This window comes from Paenibacillus ginsengarvi, from assembly GCF_003626695.1.
GTDB classification, from domain to species: Bacteria; Bacillota; Bacilli; order Paenibacillales; family NBRC-103111; genus Paenibacillus_AB; species Paenibacillus_AB ginsengarvi.
Genome location: NZ_RBAH01000004.1, coordinates 325412 through 343830 on the forward strand (window position 1 = coordinate 325412; position 18419 = coordinate 343830).

General features: G+C 54.1%; 15 protein-coding genes. 2 read left to right on the forward strand and 13 right to left on the reverse strand.

What is annotated here, in order from left to right:
* Positions 1-69 precede the first annotated feature (69 nt).
* From yfkAB to D7M11_RS08120, 4 genes are all read right to left on the reverse strand, one after another.
* Complete coding sequence (gene yfkAB, locus D7M11_RS08105) at positions 70-1197, reverse strand: radical SAM/CxCxxxxC motif protein YfkAB (RefSeq protein WP_120746655.1); 1128 nt, start codon at positions 1195-1197, stop codon at positions 70-72.
* A gap of 111 nt (positions 1198-1308) precedes the next feature.
* The gene (locus D7M11_RS08110) at positions 1309-2427 is read right to left on the reverse strand and encodes an HD-GYP domain-containing protein (protein WP_338042483.1); all 1119 of its coding nucleotides are present in this window, start codon (positions 2425-2427) and stop codon (positions 1309-1311) included.
* A gap of 106 nt (positions 2428-2533) precedes the next feature.
* On the reverse strand, positions 2534-3343 hold the full coding sequence (locus D7M11_RS08115) for an undecaprenyl-diphosphate phosphatase (RefSeq protein WP_120746657.1): 810 nt from the start codon (positions 3341-3343) through the stop codon (positions 2534-2536).
* A 31-nt stretch (positions 3344-3374) separates the two neighbouring features.
* Positions 3375-4805, reverse strand: coding sequence for a bifunctional metallophosphatase/5'-nucleotidase (locus D7M11_RS08120; protein ID WP_120746658.1), 1431 nt, complete (start codon positions 4803-4805; stop codon positions 3375-3377).
* 165 nt (positions 4806-4970) lie between these two features.
* Between D7M11_RS08120 and D7M11_RS08125 the strand changes: the two genes are divergently transcribed.
* Complete coding sequence (locus D7M11_RS08125; protein ID WP_120746659.1) at positions 4971-5714, forward strand: molybdenum cofactor biosynthesis protein; 744 nt, start codon at positions 4971-4973, stop codon at positions 5712-5714.
* Between the two features lie 55 nt (positions 5715-5769).
* Here D7M11_RS08125 and D7M11_RS08130 read toward each other — a convergent pair whose 3' ends face one another.
* Complete coding sequence (locus D7M11_RS08130; protein WP_120746660.1) at positions 5770-6864, reverse strand: C40 family peptidase; 1095 nt, start codon at positions 6862-6864, stop codon at positions 5770-5772.
* Between the two features lie 176 nt (positions 6865-7040).
* Between D7M11_RS08130 and D7M11_RS08135 the strand changes: the two genes are divergently transcribed.
* A complete protein-coding gene (locus D7M11_RS08135; protein ID WP_158606507.1) occupies positions 7041-8207 on the forward strand; it encodes an acyltransferase family protein in 1167 nt (388 codons plus the stop codon).
* A gap of 1402 nt (positions 8208-9609) precedes the next feature.
* Here the strand turns inward: D7M11_RS08135 and sufB are convergent.
* The 8 genes from sufB to D7M11_RS08175 all read right to left on the reverse strand — a co-directional run bounded on the left by sufB (position 9610) and on the right by D7M11_RS08175 (position 18220).
* Positions 9610-11007 carry a Fe-S cluster assembly protein SufB gene (sufB, locus tag D7M11_RS08140; protein WP_120746662.1) on the reverse strand — a complete coding sequence of 466 codons (1398 nt, stop codon included), beginning with the start codon at positions 11005-11007 and terminating at the stop codon, positions 9610-9612.
* 38 nt (positions 11008-11045) lie between these two features.
* Positions 11046-12275: a cysteine desulfurase gene (locus tag D7M11_RS08145; RefSeq protein ID WP_120746663.1), complete on the reverse strand. Its 1230-nt coding sequence runs from the start codon at positions 12273-12275 to the stop codon at positions 11046-11048.
* On the reverse strand, positions 12272-13567 hold the full coding sequence (gene sufD, locus D7M11_RS08150; RefSeq protein ID WP_120746664.1) for a Fe-S cluster assembly protein SufD: 1296 nt from the start codon (positions 13565-13567) through the stop codon (positions 12272-12274). The genes D7M11_RS08145 and sufD overlap by 4 nt, the downstream gene beginning before the upstream one ends.
* Before the next feature lie 21 nt (positions 13568-13588).
* The gene (sufC, locus tag D7M11_RS08155; RefSeq protein WP_120746665.1) at positions 13589-14374 is read right to left on the reverse strand and encodes a Fe-S cluster assembly ATPase SufC; all 786 of its coding nucleotides are present in this window, start codon (positions 14372-14374) and stop codon (positions 13589-13591) included.
* 323 nt (positions 14375-14697) lie between these two features.
* Positions 14698-15303 carry a DUF1802 family protein gene (locus tag D7M11_RS08160; RefSeq protein WP_240041002.1) on the reverse strand — a complete coding sequence of 202 codons (606 nt, stop codon included), beginning with the start codon at positions 15301-15303 and terminating at the stop codon, positions 14698-14700.
* 154 nt (positions 15304-15457) lie between these two features.
* The gene (locus D7M11_RS08165) at positions 15458-16057 is read right to left on the reverse strand and encodes an acyl-CoA-like ligand-binding transcription factor (protein ID WP_240041003.1); all 600 of its coding nucleotides are present in this window, start codon (positions 16055-16057) and stop codon (positions 15458-15460) included.
* Between the two features lie 66 nt (positions 16058-16123).
* Entirely contained in the window at positions 16124-17641 is a 1518-nt protein-coding gene (locus tag D7M11_RS08170; RefSeq protein ID WP_240041004.1) for a DHA2 family efflux MFS transporter permease subunit, read from the reverse strand.
* A gap of 126 nt (positions 17642-17767) precedes the next feature.
* Complete coding sequence (locus D7M11_RS08175; RefSeq protein WP_120746667.1) at positions 17768-18220, reverse strand: Dps family protein; 453 nt, start codon at positions 18218-18220, stop codon at positions 17768-17770.
* Positions 18221-18419 lie beyond the last annotated feature (199 nt).

Genomic DNA, 18419 nt, shown 5'->3' on the forward strand with positions numbered 1-18419 from the left:
TCGCTCATCCTTGAAGTACTTCGATATACGTTTTTCTTACGTATTAATACCCTGTATAGTTTCAAAGAATCATACGACCGCCTGGCGCTGCTTGAAATCGACATCGCGGTAGTAGGCGTCGGCGACTAGCAGGTTCGGCCCGCAGCAAGCGGCTGCGTCGCAGTGGCAGTCCACCTTCCGGTTCAGCGGATGCCGCAGCCACGCCTCAAATACGGCGTCGAACGAGTCCGCAGCCATATTGCCGAGAGCGGACAAGTCCGCAAAATCGGTGACGAACAGGTCGCCGCTGAACAAGTTGACGTTGAGCCGGTTCCGGCCGTCAGGGTCGTTGCGCACCGTCACATTCGGCTCATGGCGCAGACGCCGCACGATCTCCTGATCGGCCTCTGCGGCGCCGCAAGCGAAAAACGGCAGCGTGCCGAACAGCATCCACATGTTCTTGTCGCGGCTATCCAGCAGCCGATGAATCGCGGCGCGTATTTCCTCCAGCGACAGCTGCGGCAAATTCGCGGCAAAAGCGCTCGGGTACATCGGATGCACCTCGTGCCGCTTGCAGCCCATTTCGCCGATCAGACGATGAATATCGGCGATTTTCTCATGGGTGCGGAAATTGATCATCGATTCGGCGGACACGAACATGCCGCCTCGGCTCAGCGCGAGCGCATTGTTCATCATCCGCTCGTACATGCCGGCTGCGACCTCCCTGCCAACGGAATGCCCGCTATGAACGAAGCCGACCTGGTGAAAGTCGTCCGCCCCCGTATAATTGAACGAAATATGCATAACGTCCAGGTAAGGGGCCATCATTTCGTAACGGGACAGATCGAGCGTCACATTCGAGTTGATCTGCGTGCGAACGCCTCTGTCTCTGGCGTACCTCAGCAGAGGTACGATGTAATCCTTCACGGTTTTGAGCTGATAGGACGGCTCGCCTCCGGTAATGCTGATCGTCTCCAGATGCTCGACCTCGTCGAGCCGTTTCAACACATCCGCCAGCGGAACACGCACTCCTTCGCTCATCGTCAGCGCGTCTCCGACGGCGCAATGCTCGCAGCGCATGTTGCACAGATTCGTAACGGTAAACTCCACACTCGTCAGTACATGGCGTCCGAGGCGGCGCAGCGACCGGATCGGATCCCACGGGTCGTATTCCGGTGAAAGCGGCTGTAGAACAGCCGCGCGTTCGTTTGGATTCATTTGGTCTTTCCCCACCTGACTGTTCCTTATCTTTCCCATTTTACCCGAAAGCGGCGCAAAAAGAAAACCCCGACCGTTCGCGCCTGGCTTGCGCGCTTCCGGTTTACGGGGTTACTTGACGTCGCCTACGCTGACAACAACCAGCGACAAATGTTTGGACATGTCGATTTCGTACGGAGCATGCAGCGGCTGTCCGTCCGCATCGACCAGCACCCGGACGATCGGACGCTGCGGCGACTGGCTGTTAATGTCGACGACGACGCCGGATTCCCCGGTGTTCAGCGTAACGGTCGTACCGAGCGGATAGATGGCGACTTTATCCCGGAAATGCTCCACCATGCTTGTCTCGTACAAGGTGTTTGCCCCGGCGTACAGCGCTTCGACTGCCTGATGCGGCAGCATGGCGCTGCGGTATACGCGGTTCGACGTCATGGCGTCGTAAGAATCGACCAGTCCAATCCATTTTGCAAATTCGTGAATTTCCCCCCCTCGAATACCGCGTGGATACCCGCTCCCGTCAATCCTCTCATGATGCTGCAAGGCGCAATGGGCCGACAGCAGCGGAATGTTAGGTTCATCCTTCAGCAGCATGTAGCCGAATTCGGTATGCCGCTTCATCGCTTCGAATTCCGAGCCCGACAGCTTGCCAGGCTTTTGCAAAATATCGAGCGGAATTTTCGTTTTGCCGATATCGTGCAGCAGCGCGCCTAATCCGAGTACGGCGAGATCCTGGTGCGAATACCCCTCGGACAAGCCCAGCATCGTCGCATAGATGCATACGTTGAGAGAATGCTGGTACAAATAATGGTCGGTCACGCTTATATCGGTCAGCATGATCATGGCGGTCGGATTTTGGCTCAGATCGTCAATGATCAGCCCGAGCGCATCCTTGAACGCTTTTCCGATAAACGGCTGGTTGACGGACCGGCGCGGCAGCGTATCCATCATGATCCGTTTGAAATTCGAGCGGATCGTTCCGATGGCCATACGCCTCGTTTCCTCACTGATCGGATCTTGCACGATAACGTCGTTGGTGCGCGAATCTTCGATGTACAAGTGCGGAATGCCGTATTGGCTCAGCCGCTGGATCATTCCTTGGGAAAGCTCCACATGCTCGGCGAGCAGGACGAAGCCTTCCTCGTTATACACCTTTCTAGCGAGCCGCATCCCCGGGCGGCACAGTTGGATCGGCACAAGCCTCATGTTAATCGTCCCACATTTCTCCATCATTTTCTATTTCCGTCATGAATATCGTAAAGGAAAATAACAAAAAGAGCAATAAAAAAACATCACCGTTCGACACGAAAATGTCGAACGGTGTCATTGTGAAATAATCCTAAAAGCCTACCGCGTACATATAAATTAGGACAATAGCCGCAAGAATAAATCGGTAGTACGAGAAATAAGTCAGCTTCAGCTTGCCTACAAGCTTAATGAACGTAACGACGGCAACCAGCGCAACAACGAAGGATACGATAAAGCCTACGGCCAAAAAGCCGATATCTTCCGAGGTCATCGAGCCGAAGCTTTTGAGCATTTCGTATCCGGTTGCCGCGCACATGACCGGTATAGCGATCAAAAACGTAAAGTCGGCCGCCGCCGCCCGGCTCGCCCCGGCCAGCATACCGGCCGCAATCGTCGAGCCCGAGCGGGAGAATCCCGGCCACAGCGACAAGCATTGGGCGATGCCTACGAACAACGCCTGCCGGTACGACAGCTCGTCCATGTCGCGGACCGTCACCTTCGGCTGAAGCTTCTCCCCGATAATCATGAAAATCCCGCCTGCGACAAGACCGATGACAACCGTCTCCGGCATGAACAGCAGCTTGATATAATCACGCAGCACGAACGCAAGGCCGAGCGCCGGAACGATGGCGAGCGCAATGTGGATCAGATTGATGCGGCGGGGCTTGGCGAGTACTTCGCGGTCCCTCATGCCGAACAGGCGGAGCACGCGTCTCCAGTAAATGATCGCCACCGCCAAAATCGCCCCGAGCTGGATGACCACCTCGAACGTATCGGCTTTTTCGCCGGTAAAACCGATCATGTGGCCTACCAAAATCATATGGCCCGTCGACGACACGGGCAAAAACTCCGTCAGCCCTTCCACAATCCCGATAATAAACGCTACCCATAAACTGAACATGACTTCCTCCTATAAGGGCGATGTAAGCTCCTTAGATCGCAAACCAGCGCGGAATAGCGCACTCCCTGATTTCGTCCGGATCGCCAAGCTGCTTCGCCAGCACATCGCGAATGAATTCGGGTAAAAAATACGTGACCGTTTCTCCGCGGCCCAGCGATAAATAGCCGATGCCGAACGTAAACATGTCAATCGTGCCGACCTCGTACAGCCGCTCCGGCTTGAGCTCCTCCCCGCCGACCGTGACGGAGCGGATTTTGCGGTAAGGCTCGCCGCCAGCCGCATACTCCACACGCATTCCGGACAAACACAACGTTCCGAGCTCCTTGCCGCGAAACCCGAATCCTTTCAGCGGCTTGCGGATAAACTCGTCCAGCAGCGCTTCCTCCAGCGCCAGCCGAATATGCTCGCCGCGCAAACGAATCAGGCACGGGTTGATCGGCGACGGGCATATTTCCAGCAGCCGGAGAAACGTAACCGTCCCCGCGTCGAGACTTTGCAAGAGCTGCCCCGCATTGACAAGGCCAATCTCCGCCTTCGTCCAGCGGCGAATGCCGGAAGCGAGCAGATTGCCAAGCTCGGATTCGGCTCCCCAGTTGATCGGAAGCGATCGGTCCGTTAGCGCCGCAGGACGCTCCAGCCGCTTCCGGCTCGCCGCTCCCTGTTCGCGAATGAGCGCTTCGATCTGCGGATCGGACGGGAAATTCTCCGTGGAGTGGCAGATGCCGCTGAGCAGCCGAAGGTTTCCCTGATCGGGGTCGTAGCCGAACTCCAGTTCCCCCACATATTGACCGAAGCAGCCGGCGGCGGCGATAAACGTTCCCGCGTAATACAGCGGCTGCTCCAGCAAATGGTGGGTATGGCTGCCGATAATAATATCGATGCCCTCGATTTGCTCCGCCATCGCTTTATCGTTGTTGATGCCGAGATGGGAAACGACAACGACAATATCGACATCCGGACGGATCCGTTTCACCAGCTCGGCAGCCGTTCCCAGCGGTTCGGCGATCGTCCAGCCGAGCAGCGAGTAAAAGTCCGGATAGTAGGCGGTAAGCCCGATTACACCGACCCGAAGGCCATTCCGGTTCAAAATGCGGTACGGCTCCAGCCAAGCGGGCGGCTCCCCCGTCCGTGCCAGCCGCAAATTGCCGCAAACGACCGAATAGCCTTGCCGATGCGAGTAGGCGGCGCTCAGATGATCCGGCGTCATCGTAAGCCCTTCGTTGTTGCCGGGAACGATCAGATCGTATCCCGTCTCATTCAGGACGGCGATGTTGGCAAATCCTTCGCTGCCTTCCGTTTCCGGCCGCATCCGGTCCATATGATCTCCGCAGTCGATCACGATCGGATCGGACGCAGCATGTTTGGAGCGCAGCTGCCGCAGCGCTTCGCAGATCGGCGGCATCCGTTCGAAGTGACTGTGAATATCGTTCGTATGAAGAAGAACCAGTTTTCTCTCGCCCATCCTGCGCCTCTCGCTCCTTTGCGCTTACTCCATCCGTTTTATTCGAGTTCGGCCTCCATTTTTCCTGCCAGTCCCGTTTCATCCCATTGTATGCTTTTCTTTGCCGCACATGCAAAGGAAATGGTACACTACTTAGACGAGAGTACGGTACGGAGGTGTTCATTCATGACCCAGCAGTTTACGATTCGTGTATTCGCCGGTCTCGCAGACCGGTTCGGTTCCTCGTCCTTGACCGTGACGATGTCCGGCAGCCCCGTTACCGGGGTGCAGCTCAAGGACGAGCTGGTCCATCTTTATCCGGAGGCGGCGCCGCTTATCCGCTCCGCTTTCCTCGCCAAAAACCAGGCGTACGCAAACGATTCGGAGCCGCTCGGCGCGGGTGACGAAATCGCGCTCATCCCGCCCGTTTCCGGCGGCCAAGGTTTGCCCGGGCAAGCGGGTGCTACCCCTGTGACGGGTAAACACCTGCTGACGGCGCAGCCGCTTTCGGTCGAGCAGACATGCGCCCGAGTGGCGGATGACGAACACGGAGCGACTGTCGTCTTCATCGGCACGACGCGCCGGACGACGTTCGGCCAGCGCACCGTCCTGCTCGAATACGAGGCGTACGAGCCGATGGCGCTTCAGACCATGCGACAGATCGCGGACGAGATCGCCGAGCGGTGGCCGGGGGCGAGGTGCGCCATCTCGCATCGGATCGGGCCGGTTCCGGTCGGGGAAACGAGCGTCGTTATCGCCGTGTCGACCCCCCATCGGGCGGAAGGCTACGAAGCCAGCCGGTACGCCATCGAGCGGCTAAAGCACATCGTACCGATCTGGAAAAAAGAAATTTGGGAGGACGGCTCGGAGTGGAAAGGACCGCAGAACGGTCCGTGGAACCCGCTGAATCCGCCGGATGGAAGCACATAGAAACAAAAGAAAAGAAGCCGAGGAACAGTTTTAACCTGTCCTGGCTTCTTTCTTTTCAAGTGCCGACTCGTTTCGCCAGCAGAAATGCTTTTTTCCAAAACGGCTTGTTGATGCTCGTAATCTGCACGCCGTTTTTCGGCTGCGTCGAAGCGTGGATCATTTGCCCGTTGCCCATATAAATCCCCACATGCCCGACAATTTTGTTCGATTTAAACCTGCCGGGCACATAAAAGAACAACAGATCGCCTTTGCGCAGCATCTTCCGGCTGACCGTCGTAAACTCCTTCGCTTGCGCCCGCGCCGTCCGAGGCAGCGTCACCCCAAACTTGCTGTACACATAACCGGAAAAGGTCGAGCAGTCGAACACGCCCGACTGCGGATACGGGGCGGCGCCAAACACATATTTAATACCGAGATACCGCTTGGCCGTGTCGATCACCTTATTGGCGTCAATCTGCTTCAGCACAGGCAGCGCTTCTTCTTCCCCGTCCCCGAGGACGGTAGGCCCCGGAAGCAGGAGCGCCGCAGGCGTTTCCGCCGTTTTGTACGGATCGTTCGGATCGTCCGCGAAGCTTAGCTCGTCAGCGGCCGTTTCCGGGGCTTGCGATTCGTCCGTCGGCGAATCGGTAATCATGCCGGGACTCGGCTGAAGCGCTAGCTCCTTATCTCGCAGCTGGTAGTGGAAGTCGTCCCGGAACAAGTCCGGCATAATACTGACCGGGATGAGCAAGCCGCCCTCGATGACTTTGGGCGCATCGGGCAGCGAAAGCGGGGTTCCTTCCTTAACCGCCTGCGGGCTGCCCCCAGTCAGCTCCAGCTCCGCATCTTGATCCCCCATAAGCAGCCTGCCGGAAGCGGGGTCCCAACTCGTCTGAAATCCGAGAAGCCCGGCAAGCTTGGATGCCGATACATACATCTTGCCATCCACATCCACAATCGGGATACGGCCCTCATCGGCATTCAGCATCTGCACGTCCGATCCGGACAAAGCGCCCGGAGACTGCCGACCGGGAATCGTTTCCGGCTGCGGTACGGCTTGCCGCGATTTGCTGCGCAACATTCCGCCGTCCGTTCCGCCGCAGGCGGTAGTTGCGGCAAGGGAAACCGCGAGCAGCGTCATCCCCCATAATTTCGCATAATGATGTTTCATCGCATCGCTTCTCCCTTTGTCAGTGTTGTTCGCTTCGAATAGGTTTGGGAGAAGCGGCGCTTTTTATTCTTACTAAATAAGTGACGTAATTACTCCAAATATAAAAAAACCTTGATACGATTTGTATCGAGTGATATCATAGAATAAACACTTCCATAATAAGGGGGAACGCGAGCTTGAATATTGAACGGTATCACCAGTTAGATTCGATTAGGGGACTTGCAGCCCTATTCGTTGTTTTCTACCACCTGTATTTAGTAGCTCAAAATTTACTTCCAACTTCCCTAGATAAAGTACTCAAATACACACCTCTGCGAATTTTTATTACAGGAAACGAATCTGTTATTTTCTTTTTTGTTCTAAGTGGCTTTGTTCTATCCCTCCCCTTTCTGATATCAAAACAACCCTATGTCCCGTACATTATAAAGAGAATTTGCCGGATCTGGATACCATTTGCTGTAGCGATTTCATTTGCAATAGTTGCAAAGACATTCTTTTACGCTGATCCAATACAATCTCTATCTACTTGGTTTAACAGACAATGGGCTACTCCAAATAGTATGGGACTTATATTGAATCATTATGCACTTATTGGAACATATGATGTCTATGCTTACGATGTAGTATTATGGTCATTAATACATGAAATGAGAATTTCGCTTATTTTCCCCATTATTATGTATTCCGTTATAAAATATAATTGGAAAATAAATATTGCCTTTGGTGTTTTTTTAGCGGTTGTTGGTGGTGTAGTTCATCTATTTTATAATAATCCCTACCAGCATTTTTATAAAACCTTACTCTACTTACTTATGTTTATTATCGGAGCACTCATAGCAAAAAATTTACCGATTTTACGTTCTATTTACTCTAAGTTAAAAACAATAACTCGAACAGGAATCATTCTCCTTGGCTTTCTTCTTTATTGTTATTCCTTTCTATTCAAAAATCCAATGTTGAAGGATTGGGGAGCATTAACCGGATCGGCTATCCTGTTAATATGCGCTGTTGCATCGCCTTTATTTTCAAAAGCTCTACTGTTAAAACCATTACGCTTCCTTGGAAAAACATCGTATAGCCTATATCTTTATCATGTCATCATAATTTTTAGTTTCATTCATTTATTTTATGGAGTTATTCCACTTTGGAGCATTCTCTCGCTTTCGTTTGTATTGTCTTTCATTATTTCTTGGCTAGCTTGGAAGTATGTCGAAGTACCTTCGATGGCAATAGGAAGATCCATATCGAATTTCATAGTGAATCGAAGAAAAACCAAAAACGCTGCTCGCTATGAGACCCCTTCTAGCATAGTTGAGACTGGATCAGTAGTACAGAAACAGTAGTCTAAAGAACTGAACTGGATTCTCCCCGTCTTTTCATACCTCCATACATGCGGGTCACGCATAACGATTTCAAAATGTAAACAAAAGTTTACATTTAACGAGAAAGCAGCTTTTTTAGCCCTCTCACTTCCCGATGGGAAGTCGGGAGGGCGTTTTCGTTTTTTGGGGTTACCAAGATATTTCTGGTTGGCCTATTTTTATAGGGTCCTATGATTGCGGCCGGGAGAACGCAGGTTTTTTGGGACAAAGACCCCGCCACAAAATCTGTTCTCCCACTACCTCCAATGACCATGTTTGAGCTGGTTGAGGCATTCGACCTCTCATCACAGGTGAAGCTATGGGTTGGGTTTGGAATCATCGCGGTATTACCGGCTATATCCACATCATAGCGTTTATGAGATGACACAAGCGGTTGGAAAACCTGAAATGATACGACAGGTGGGTTCAGACGACTTGGCGATGTGATCTGCCAGTCGGAGGAACAAACGTGAGCTGAGCCGGTTGTTGTTCCGGAAGAAGCAACCTGACACTACCATCGGGCTGTTATAGCATATCTGTACCGCATGGAAATCGTGAATTTTATCGTGAATCCACTCCTATCCAAACGCTCGAAAAGCACGCAGTTATGCAAAGTTAAACCGGATGCGGCCCGATGTTTGGCACTTGGCTGAAATTATTATCGACGTGAAGTCGCACCGAAGTTGGGCGGATAAAAATTACGGAGATACAGCACCTGGCGAGGCAGTATGGTTTTGGTTTTATAACATTTCAATTCTTGCAGTTTAAGCTGAACGCGAGGGCGCTACTAGATCAAGTCTATCCAGTATTTAAAGCGTGGTTCGTATGTGTTTTCCAAGACAGCGTTGCAAGTGTTTGCATCATGTGCTTCTTAGGAATTTTGTAACCGAAGAGAGATAGTTGGGAAAATAGCGGTTCCTCCTACGGGAAGACATGGATCCGAACAAGGTGCAGCATGTTCAAGCCAAGCCATGCCGATGCCTGAAAAGCAAAACACGGCTCAAAAATTATGGCGGAGATCTTGCTTGCCTAGCAAGAGCACTTCCGTCGTTTGGAAATGAAAATCGAAGAAGAGGCCAAGAAGGTTTCTGATACGTATCTAGTAAGAACCATTCCGGGAATCGAGAATAAGTTGGTGGCAACTTTAATCGCGAGTAATCAGTTTGGGAACCCCAAACAGCTTGTAGCCTGATCGGGACTAAACGCAAGCATACATAGCTACGGTCAATTCGTAGCGTCCAGCACACGGAATCACCAAACGCTGCTCTAAAACTCCGGTAGACCAAGAGTATGAAGGGCATAGAGATGACGCCCTATACTGGACGTACATATAAAAAAACGTGTCCTAAGTTCTAGGACACGTTTTTTCTGTACAGAGGACTCGTTACCCGATACTACCTTCCATCTCCATCTTGATCAAGCGATTCATCTCGACCGCGTATTCCATCGGCAGCTCTTTCGTGAACGGCTCGATGAAGCCCATAACGATCATTTGCGTCGCTTCCGCTTCGCTGAGGCCTCGGCTCATCAAGTAGAACAGCTGATCCTCCGACACTTTCGAGACGGTCGCCTCATGCTCGAGCGTGATGTTGTCGTTCATGATTTCGTTGTACGGAATCGTGTCCGACGTCGATTCGTTATCGAGGATGAGCGTGTCGCATTTGATATTCGCCTTGGATCCTTCGGAGTTGCGTCCGAACGAAGCGAGACCGCGGTACGTTACTTTGCCGCCGTGCTTGCTGATTGACTTCGAGACGATCGTCGACGTCGTTTCCGGAGCGAGGTGAATCATTTTCGCGCCTGCGTCCTGATGCTGGCCTTTGCCGGCTACGGCGATGGAGAGCACCATGCCCTTCGCGCCGCGGCCTTTCAGGATAACGGCCGGATATTTCATCGTCAGCTTGGAGCCGATGTTGCCGTCGACCCATTCCATCGTCGCGTTTTCTTCGGCTACCGCACGTTTCGTCACGAGGTTGTAAATGTTCGGCGCCCAGTTCTGGATCGTCGTGTAGCGAACGCGTGCGTTTTTCTTGCAGATGATCTCGACGACGGCGCTATGCAGCGAATTCGTGCTGTAGATCGGAGCCGTACAGCCCTCTACATAATGCACGAAGCTGTCCTCATCGGCGATGATGAGCGTTCTTTCGAACTGGCCCATATTTTCCGAGTTAATGCGGAAATACGCCTGCAGCGGAATTTCGCATTTGACGCCCTTCGGCACGTAGATGAAGCTTCCGCCCGACCATACCGCGCTGTTCAGCGCCGCAAACTTGTTGTCGGTAATCGGCACGACCGTGCTGAAATATTCCTTGAAAATTTCCGGATGCTCGCGAAGCGCCGTATCGGTATCGGTGAAAATAACGCCTTGCTTCTCGAGATCCTCCTGCATGCTGTGGTAAACGACCTCGGATTCGTACTGCGCGGATACGCCGGCCAAAAACTTTTGCTCCGCTTCCGGAATGCCGAGCTTGTCGAACGTGTTCTTGATTTCTTGCGGCACTTCCTCCCACGTCTTGCCCTGCTTCTCCGAAGGCTTGACATAGTACGTAATGTCGTTGAAGTCCAGATCGTCCAGATCGCCGCCCCAGCGCGGGAGCGTCATTTTGTTGAACTGATCGAGCGATTTCAGACGGAAGTCGAGCATCCACGGCGGTTCGTTTTTCATCTGCGAGATTTCGGTTACGATTTCTTTCGTGAGCCCTTTTTCCGAACGGAAAATGTTCTGGTGCTCGTCGCGGAAACCGTACTTGTATTCTTCCATTTCCGGCATTTGCTTGGCCATTGTGATTCCCTCCTCTGTTATTCGTAATTCCTTGCCACTTATCCGATGTTATCGAAAAATTGCTCCGCGTTCCGCAGCGCGGCAGCCAGCTTCGCCACGTCGTCCTCGGTGTTGTACAAGTAGAAGCTTGCTCTCGCCGTAGCGTTCACGTTCAGCCATCTCATCAGCGGCTGACAGCAGTGATGGCCGGCCCGGATCGCAACCCCTTCCTGATCGATCACGGTCGCGACGTCGTGAGCATGAATGTCCTTCATGTTAAACGTCACGATTCCGGTCCGGTTATCGCGCGGTCCGTAGATCGTCAGTCCGTCGATTTGCGAAAGCTGCTCGTAGGCGATTTTGGCCAGGTAAGCGTCATGGGCGTGAATGCGATCCATCCCGATTTCGGTGAGGAAATCGATAGCCGCACCAAGTCCAACCGCTCCTGCTATGATCGGCGTGCCGCCTTCGAAACGCTCCGGCGGGTCCTTGAACGTCGACTCGTACAAATCGACCCGGTCGATCATCTCGCCGCCGAACTCGATCGGCTCCATCCGCTCCAAAAGCTCCTTCTTCCCGTAGAGTGCCCCGATTCCGGTCGGACCGCACATCTTATGTCCGGAAAAAGCGTAGAAGTCGCAATCCAGCTGCTGGACGTCGACTTTCACGTGAGGGGTGCTCTGGGCTCCGTCCACGACCATCTTCGCGCCGTGGCGGTGGGCGATCGCAGCAACTTCCTGGATCGGATTCATAACGCCGAGCACGTTCGAAACGTAGGTCATCGAAACAATCTTCGTCTTGTCGGTGATCGCGTTCTCGGCATCTTGCAGCGTAATCGTGCCGTCCGGCTGCAGCGGAATATATTTCAGCGTGGCGCCGGTCGCTTTTGCGACCTGCTGCCACGGAATAAGATTGCTGTGGTGCTCCATCGGGGTAAGGACGATTTCGTCGCCTTCCCGGCAAACGGAGCGGGCATAACTGGAGGCCACCAGGTTAAGAGCCGTCGTCGTCCCGCGCGTGAAGATGATTTCTTCGCGAAACTTCGCGTTCAGAAAAGCGGCGACTTTATCCCGCGCTTCCTCGTAGGCATCGGTCGCTCGGGAGCCAAGCGTATGCACGCCGCGATGAACGTTCGCATGATCGTTCTCGTAGTAGCGCTTGATCGCCTCGATTACCGCCCTCGGCTTCTGGGAGCTCGCGCCGCTATCCAGATAGACGAGCGGATGACCGTTTACTTCCTGATGAAGAATCGGAAACTGTTCGCGAATCTCGAGTCCGAGGCTGCTCATTGGCCAAGCTTCCTTTCGACGAGCGATTGAAGCTGCTTCTTGACGTTTTCCAGCGGCACCTCGTTAATGACCGGCGCCAGGAAGCCGTATACGACAAGCTTATGCGCTTCCGCTCTCGTAATGCCGCGCGACATCAAATAGTACATATGCTCCGGATTTACCTGGCCTACGCTGGCCGCATGGCCGGCTTTGACATCGTCCTCGTCGATAAGCAGGATCGGGTTGGCGTCGCCGCGCGCTTTTGGGCTCAGCATGAGCACGCGCTCGGTTTGCTGGCCGTTGGCTCCTGTCGCCCGCTTCTCGATTTTGGTGATGCCGTTGATGATCGCCGTCGCCTCATCCATCATAACCGCGCGCGTAATCATGTCGCTCGGCGTGCTTTTGCCGAAGTGAGTGGCGCGGGTCGTCAGGTTGAACTTCTGGTCGCGGGTGCCTACGGAAATGACCTTCGCATCCGAGCTCGATCCGTTTCCTTGCAGCAGCGTCGCCGTATCGGCCGCCGCATTGCCGCTGTTGAGCTCGCCGACAATCCATTCTATGCGTGCGTCGTTATCGACGATTGCGCGGCGGTACGTGATGCCCGTAGAGCCTTTGCCCAAGTTTTGCACAGTGGCGAACCGAACCTTGGCTCCCGGCTTCGCGATCACTTCGACGATGCCGTTGTGCACGAATTCGATGCCGTCCGCGGAGAAGTAGTTGTCGACATAAGTGACCGAGCTGTTCGCTTCGGCCACGACCAGTACGTGCGGCGCGAACGTTGCGCCGGCGTCGTCCGAGTAGAAGATCGCCTGCAGCGGCTGTTCGATGTGAACGTTTTTCGGAACGTACAGGAACACGCCGCCGTTCCAGAGTGCCGCATGAAGGGCGGTCAGACTGTTTTCGTCCGCTTTGACAGCAGTCATCAGGTACTTCTGCACAAGATCGCCATGTTCGCGGGCCGCCGTCTCCAGATCGGTGAAAATGACGCCTTTGCTCGCCAGCTCTTCATCCAGATGCGTCCAGACGACGCCTGAATTGCGGTGAACGATGAGGTTGTCCGCCGACTCGCCGATCAGCGTTTTGGCTGCTTCGGGCAGCTGGTCGAGGCTTTGCAAAGCGTCCTGCGCTTTATAAGTACCGTAGGCAGTGAGGTGCCAACGGTCGATTCTTGTTTTTTCGAGTTTGGGCAGTTCCAACGAACCGGCCAATTCCAAAGCTTTTAAGCGGGACTCGGTCAACCAGATTGGCTCGTTCCGGCTTTTGGACAAGTCAGCTACGGAATTGCGGTCGATTGGAAGAACGGTTTGAGTCATCGTCGTTTCCTCCAATTTTTATTAAAGTTGTTCGACCGTTTCGTCTACGATCCCGAGCTCTTCCTTGATCCAGTCGTAACCTTCCGCTTCCAGCTTCTCCGCAAGCTCCGGACCGCCCGACTTGACGATGCGTCCTTGCATCATAACGTGCACGTAGTCCGGCTTGATGTAGTCGAGCAGGCGCTGGTAGTGGGTGATAATCAGGAAGCCGCGCTCTTCGCTGCGCATCGCATTGACGCCGGCAGCTACGATTTTCAACGCGTCGATGTCAAGGCCGGAGTCGATTTCGTCCAATATGACGATTTTCGGCTCAATCAGCATCATCTGCAAAATTTCGTTCCGTTTTTTCTCGCCGCCGGAAAAGCCTTCGTTCAAATAACGGTGAGCGAACTCCGGATTCATGTCGAGTTCTTTCATTTTCTTTTCCATTTGGCGGATGAACTTGATCAGCGAAATCTCGTTGCCTTCCTCTCGGCGGGCATTAATCGCGCTGCGCAGGAAGTCGGCGTTCGTTACGCCGGGAATTTCACTCGGGTACTGCATGGCAAGGAACAGACCTGCGCGTGCGCGCTCGTCGACGCCCATCTCAAGCACGTCTTCGCCGTCCAGCGTAACGGAGCCGCCGGTCACTTCGTATTTCGGATGGCCCATGAGCGCGGATGCGAGCGTACTTTTACCGGTACCGTTCGGTCCCATGATCGCGTGAACCTCGCCGCCCTTCATCTCCAGCTGGATTCCTTTCAATATTTCCTTGTCCTCGATCGACGCCTTCAGGCCGTCAATAACGAATGTTGGTACGTTAGACATTTATGCTTCCCTCCGACTTTATACTTGATCTGCCGCGTTTGCAGCGGGGTTATTTCCGCTTGCCGGACGAAGCCGGCCGCGAAACGATTTGAACGAAACTCATATTGGAATCATTCCTAAATAAAGCTTAATAGGTATTAACAATCCCTACAACATGATTCTCAATGATTCTCAATATTTAATATTATTATAAAAGTAACCCCAAAATCAATAAAGGGTATTTCGACATATTCTAAATCTTTTTGTTTATAAAGTCTTCAAAAGAAAGGGACGGCTATGCCGCCTTACACGATTGATTCCTATTCCCGGCAAAAAATCTCGATTTACTGCGCAAGCAAAGTTTTGATTTCCTGGGAAATCCGCTCGAAACGGGCTTCATCCATAACCGGACGTTTACCGGACTCAGGCAGCTCGCTCTCGATACGAATCCAGGACTTGCAGCCCGAATAAGAATCCAGAGTCGGAACGCTAACCGGGGCATCCAGCTTGTAGATACGCAAAAGCAGCACGTGCAGCGGCTTCTGGCGCTTCCACTTCAGCCGCTCTTCCGCAAAATGATCGGTCCATATGTGATAAGCCCGAATACGATTCAACTGCTCCTGACTCGTAACCTCGATATCGGCGGCAACTTCCGCGTAGCAGCCTATTTCCGTCAGGCCGGCTTCCGCGCTCCACTCCTCCAGCGTTTCCGCCAAAGTCGGCTGCGCCTCCTCCTTGAGAAGCTCCCGCCGCTGATGCTCGAAAGTCGGATACAGCCAAAACGACGGACTTTCCAAGCGGAACTCTTTCGTTTCTTCGACGATGCCGCCTTTGCGCAGCAGTACGATTTGGCGACCTTCCGCAAGGGCCCGGATCGCTACCGCCCATTCCTTGAGCGCTATCGGCCCATTGTCCATTGCCTGCCTCCTCTCCTGACTCAGTACTACCATTATACGATTTTTGCCGACGGCAAAGCAAACGGCTTCCTTCCGTTTACCAAACCTACAAAGGAAAGGCTTCTGAGTGTTTAAAAGTTTAAGAAAGCATGAAACCGCACAGTAGCTAAGCTGCCGTGCGGTCGTTGAGACGCCCCCCAAACCGAGGCTACGGCCGGAAATGACATTCCAGCAGGGCAAGCGCTTCGTCGATCGTTTCAATATAATCGGCGTCCGGGTGATGAACGCAGTATAGGTGCGAAGAAATGATCGTTCCGGAAATGGCGCCCGCAAGCGTTAACACGAGCATGTCGTCGGAAGCGCGTTTGAGCCGTTCACCGATCAAACCCGCGACCATGCCGACGGATTGTGTCGTATTGTTCAGCAAAACCGCACTCAATTCCGGATAAGAGCTCATAAGCTGCATACGCTCCCGGATCGCCTCCCGTTCTTCGTCCGGGATTTGCGCCGCTCCCTCCCTTGCCGCCCGGCGAAACGCCTGAATCGGATTCAGCTCCGGCGGCTGGGCGCGATAACCTTCGATGAGCAGCGGATCGAAATCGTCGTCCATAACCAGCGATTCTTTCGTCGGAAAATAACGGAACAGCGTGCTTGGCGACACCTCCGACGCTTCCGCGATCTGCTCGATCGTCGTCTCGTAATACCCCCGCTCGCGAAACAGCCGCAGCGCGGTTTGTTGAATCGTCGCTCTCGTTTTCGCTTTTTTGCGTTCGCGAAGTCCGATCTTCGCTCGGTCGTCAGCGGTCACTTTTTTCGCCTCCGGTCACTATTACTATCGTTTCTAGTGTACCGTTTTTGAAGGCGCCGAACAATGCTACAGCCCGAGATCCTTCGAGGAGTCGGCTGCAGCCCCGCCGCTCGGCAGAAACACCAGCGCAAGCAAGAATCCGAGCGCAGCGATGCCTCCACATATCCAGAGCATGACGTCCATACCGTGCACGAACGCATCCTTGACCGTAACAAGCAGTGTGTCCGAGGCTGTCTGCCGAGCTACCGACACGCCAGCAGTTATGCTATGGCCGGCACGCCCGGCGATTGTCTCCGGCACGCCCGCTTCGTTCAGATGCCCGCGGTAATTCGCATTCAGCGCAGCCCCCAGCAGCGCTACTCCGAACGATCCCCCAACCTGCCGCATCGCCATGATGAGCGCCGAGCCTACGCCGCTTCGTTCTGCGGACAGTTCGCCGAGCGCCGCATCCATCGCCGTAGGCAGCGCAAGTCCCAGCCCGAGCCCTGCCGCCGTCGTCCACAAAGCGGCGAAGCCATATCCGCTGCCGCTCCCGGTCATTGCACCGGCCGCAAGCGCCACCGCCAGCACGGCGAAGCCCGCCGCAGCAATCGCCTTCGCTCCGCTCTTCGGGATGAGCCCTTGCGCCGCCTTGGCCCCGACAATGAGACCGCCGATTAGCGGCAGCAGCCGCAAGCCCGTACCCAGCGTATCGGCCCCCAGTACGGCTTGAAAATATTGCGGCATCGCAAAGAGCAAGCCGAAGATGGCGAAGGACACCGCCGTTGCGAGTATCGTCCCCCACGTAAACCGGGCCGAGCGGAATAAGCTCAAGTCGATCAGGCTATGGGCGATCCTGCGCTGCCACAAGACGAACAGCGCCAGCGCTAGTACCCCGGCGCCGAGATAAGCGATAGAGGACGTATCGGACCACCCGTGCTCGCCTGCGCGAATAACGCCGTACGTCGTTAAGACGAGCCCGGCGCTGGATGCGATGATGCCGACCATATCCAGGCGGGGACGCGACTGACTTCGCGATTCGGGCATCAGCGCACTGACAGCGAACAGGGCCACTGTGATGAACGGAAGGTTAATCAGAAATACGGCGCCCCAGTCGTAATGCTTCAGCAGCCAGCCGCCGATGATCGGCCCAAGCGGAATGCCGAGCATGTTGGCCGTCGCCCATACCATTAATGCCTTCGTACGTTCCGCTCCTTCGAAGAGCACAGGCAGCACCGACATGGACAGCGGAATGAGGAAAGCCGCGCCGAAGCCTAGAAACATACGCATCACGATCAGCATCTCCGGCGAACCGGAATAGGCGCATGCCACGGAGGCCGCCCCGAAAAGAACAAGCGCGGCGAGCAGAAATTTTTTCCGGCCGAACCTGTCGCCCAGCATCCCTGCGGGCAGCAGCGCCGCGGCCAGAACCAGATTGTAGGCGTCAACAATCCATTGCAGCTCGCTTGTCGAAGCGGACAAGTCCGAGGCCAGCGTCGGAAGCGCTACATTCAAAATCGTCATGTCCAGCCCGACCGCCAGCAGGCCGAAGCTGAGCGCGCCGAGCACCCACCATTTTCGCTTCTCATTTGAACGAAATCCCACCGTAAAACTCCACCTTTCCATCCGTTTAAACGGAATGTGCATAGTGGAAGTTTATACAAAATGAAAGTAACTGTCAAGTTATAGTTAGTATCATTATTTTTTTTATAGGGAGCCTCCCGCCTTAACTCAACCTTGCAGCGCTTCCAGCATCCATACCCGCTTCTCCAGAGAGCTCTGCATCTCCGTCAGCATATCGGCCGTGCTGTGGTCGCCGGCTTGATCCGCCTGATCGATTGCCCCGCGCAGCTCACCGATCATCGTCTGAAAATCTTTCACGAGCGCCGCGACCATCTGATCGGCGCTTTCGTTGCCGCCCGCTTCCTGAACGGAAGCCGACGCCAGCATCTCCTTCATCGTCGCCACCGGCTTGCCTTTAATCGCGAGAATCCGCTCGGCCAGCTCGTCGATCCACTGGTTCGCTTCGTTATACATTTCCTCGAACTTTTCATGAAGCGTAAAAAACTGCTTGCCCTTCACATACCAATGATAGTTGTGAATCTTGACGTACAAAACCCCCCAGTTGGCGAGCTGCTTGTTGATAGCCTCCACTACGGTCGTTGCTGCTGTTGCCGTTGCCATAAGCGATTCCTCCCGTTTCCGTATATTGTCGTGTCCATACAGGCCTTTACCCGTCTGCTTCGGTTTTGAAACGCAGATAAGGCTTATTTTGGCTTTAAACGCGCCTCCTTATGTGTTCAACCGAGCAACGAATCATATTCCAGTATCCCGGTTGTTAAACTTGGTATTTTCCCGCCATCCAATATCGCTTATACTAGTA

Excerpts from the sequence above, each read along its gene's own strand:
- yfkAB (WP_120746655.1), bottom strand. The coding sequence starts at position 1,197 with ATGAATCCAAACGAACGCGCGGCTGTTCTACAGCCGCTTTCACCGGAA.
- D7M11_RS08110 (WP_338042483.1), bottom strand. The coding sequence starts at position 2,427 with ATGATGGAGAAATGTGGGACGATTAACATGAGGCTTGTGCCGATCCAA.
- D7M11_RS08115 (WP_120746657.1), bottom strand. The coding sequence starts at position 3,343 with ATGTTCAGTTTATGGGTAGCGTTTATTATCGGGATTGTGGAAGGGCTG.
- D7M11_RS08120 (WP_120746658.1), bottom strand. The coding sequence starts at position 4,805 with ATGGGCGAGAGAAAACTGGTTCTTCTTCATACGAACGATATTCACAGT.
- D7M11_RS08125 (WP_120746659.1), top strand. The coding sequence starts at position 4,971 with ATGACCCAGCAGTTTACGATTCGTGTATTCGCCGGTCTCGCAGACCGG.
- D7M11_RS08130 (WP_120746660.1), bottom strand. The coding sequence starts at position 6,864 with ATGAAACATCATTATGCGAAATTATGGGGGATGACGCTGCTCGCGGTT.
- sufB (WP_120746662.1), bottom strand. The coding sequence starts at position 11,007 with ATGGCCAAGCAAATGCCGGAAATGGAAGAATACAAGTACGGTTTCCGC.
- D7M11_RS08145 (WP_120746663.1), bottom strand. The coding sequence starts at position 12,275 with ATGAGCAGCCTCGGACTCGAGATTCGCGAACAGTTTCCGATTCTTCAT.
- sufD (WP_120746664.1), bottom strand. The coding sequence starts at position 13,567 with ATGACTCAAACCGTTCTTCCAATCGACCGCAATTCCGTAGCTGACTTG.
- sufC (WP_120746665.1), bottom strand. The coding sequence starts at position 14,374 with ATGTCTAACGTACCAACATTCGTTATTGACGGCCTGAAGGCGTCGATC.
- D7M11_RS08160 (WP_240041002.1), bottom strand. The coding sequence starts at position 15,303 with ATGGTAGTACTGAGTCAGGAGAGGAGGCAGGCAATGGACAATGGGCCG.
- D7M11_RS08175 (WP_120746667.1), bottom strand. The coding sequence starts at position 18,220 with ATGGCAACGGCAACAGCAGCAACGACCGTAGTGGAGGCTATCAACAAG.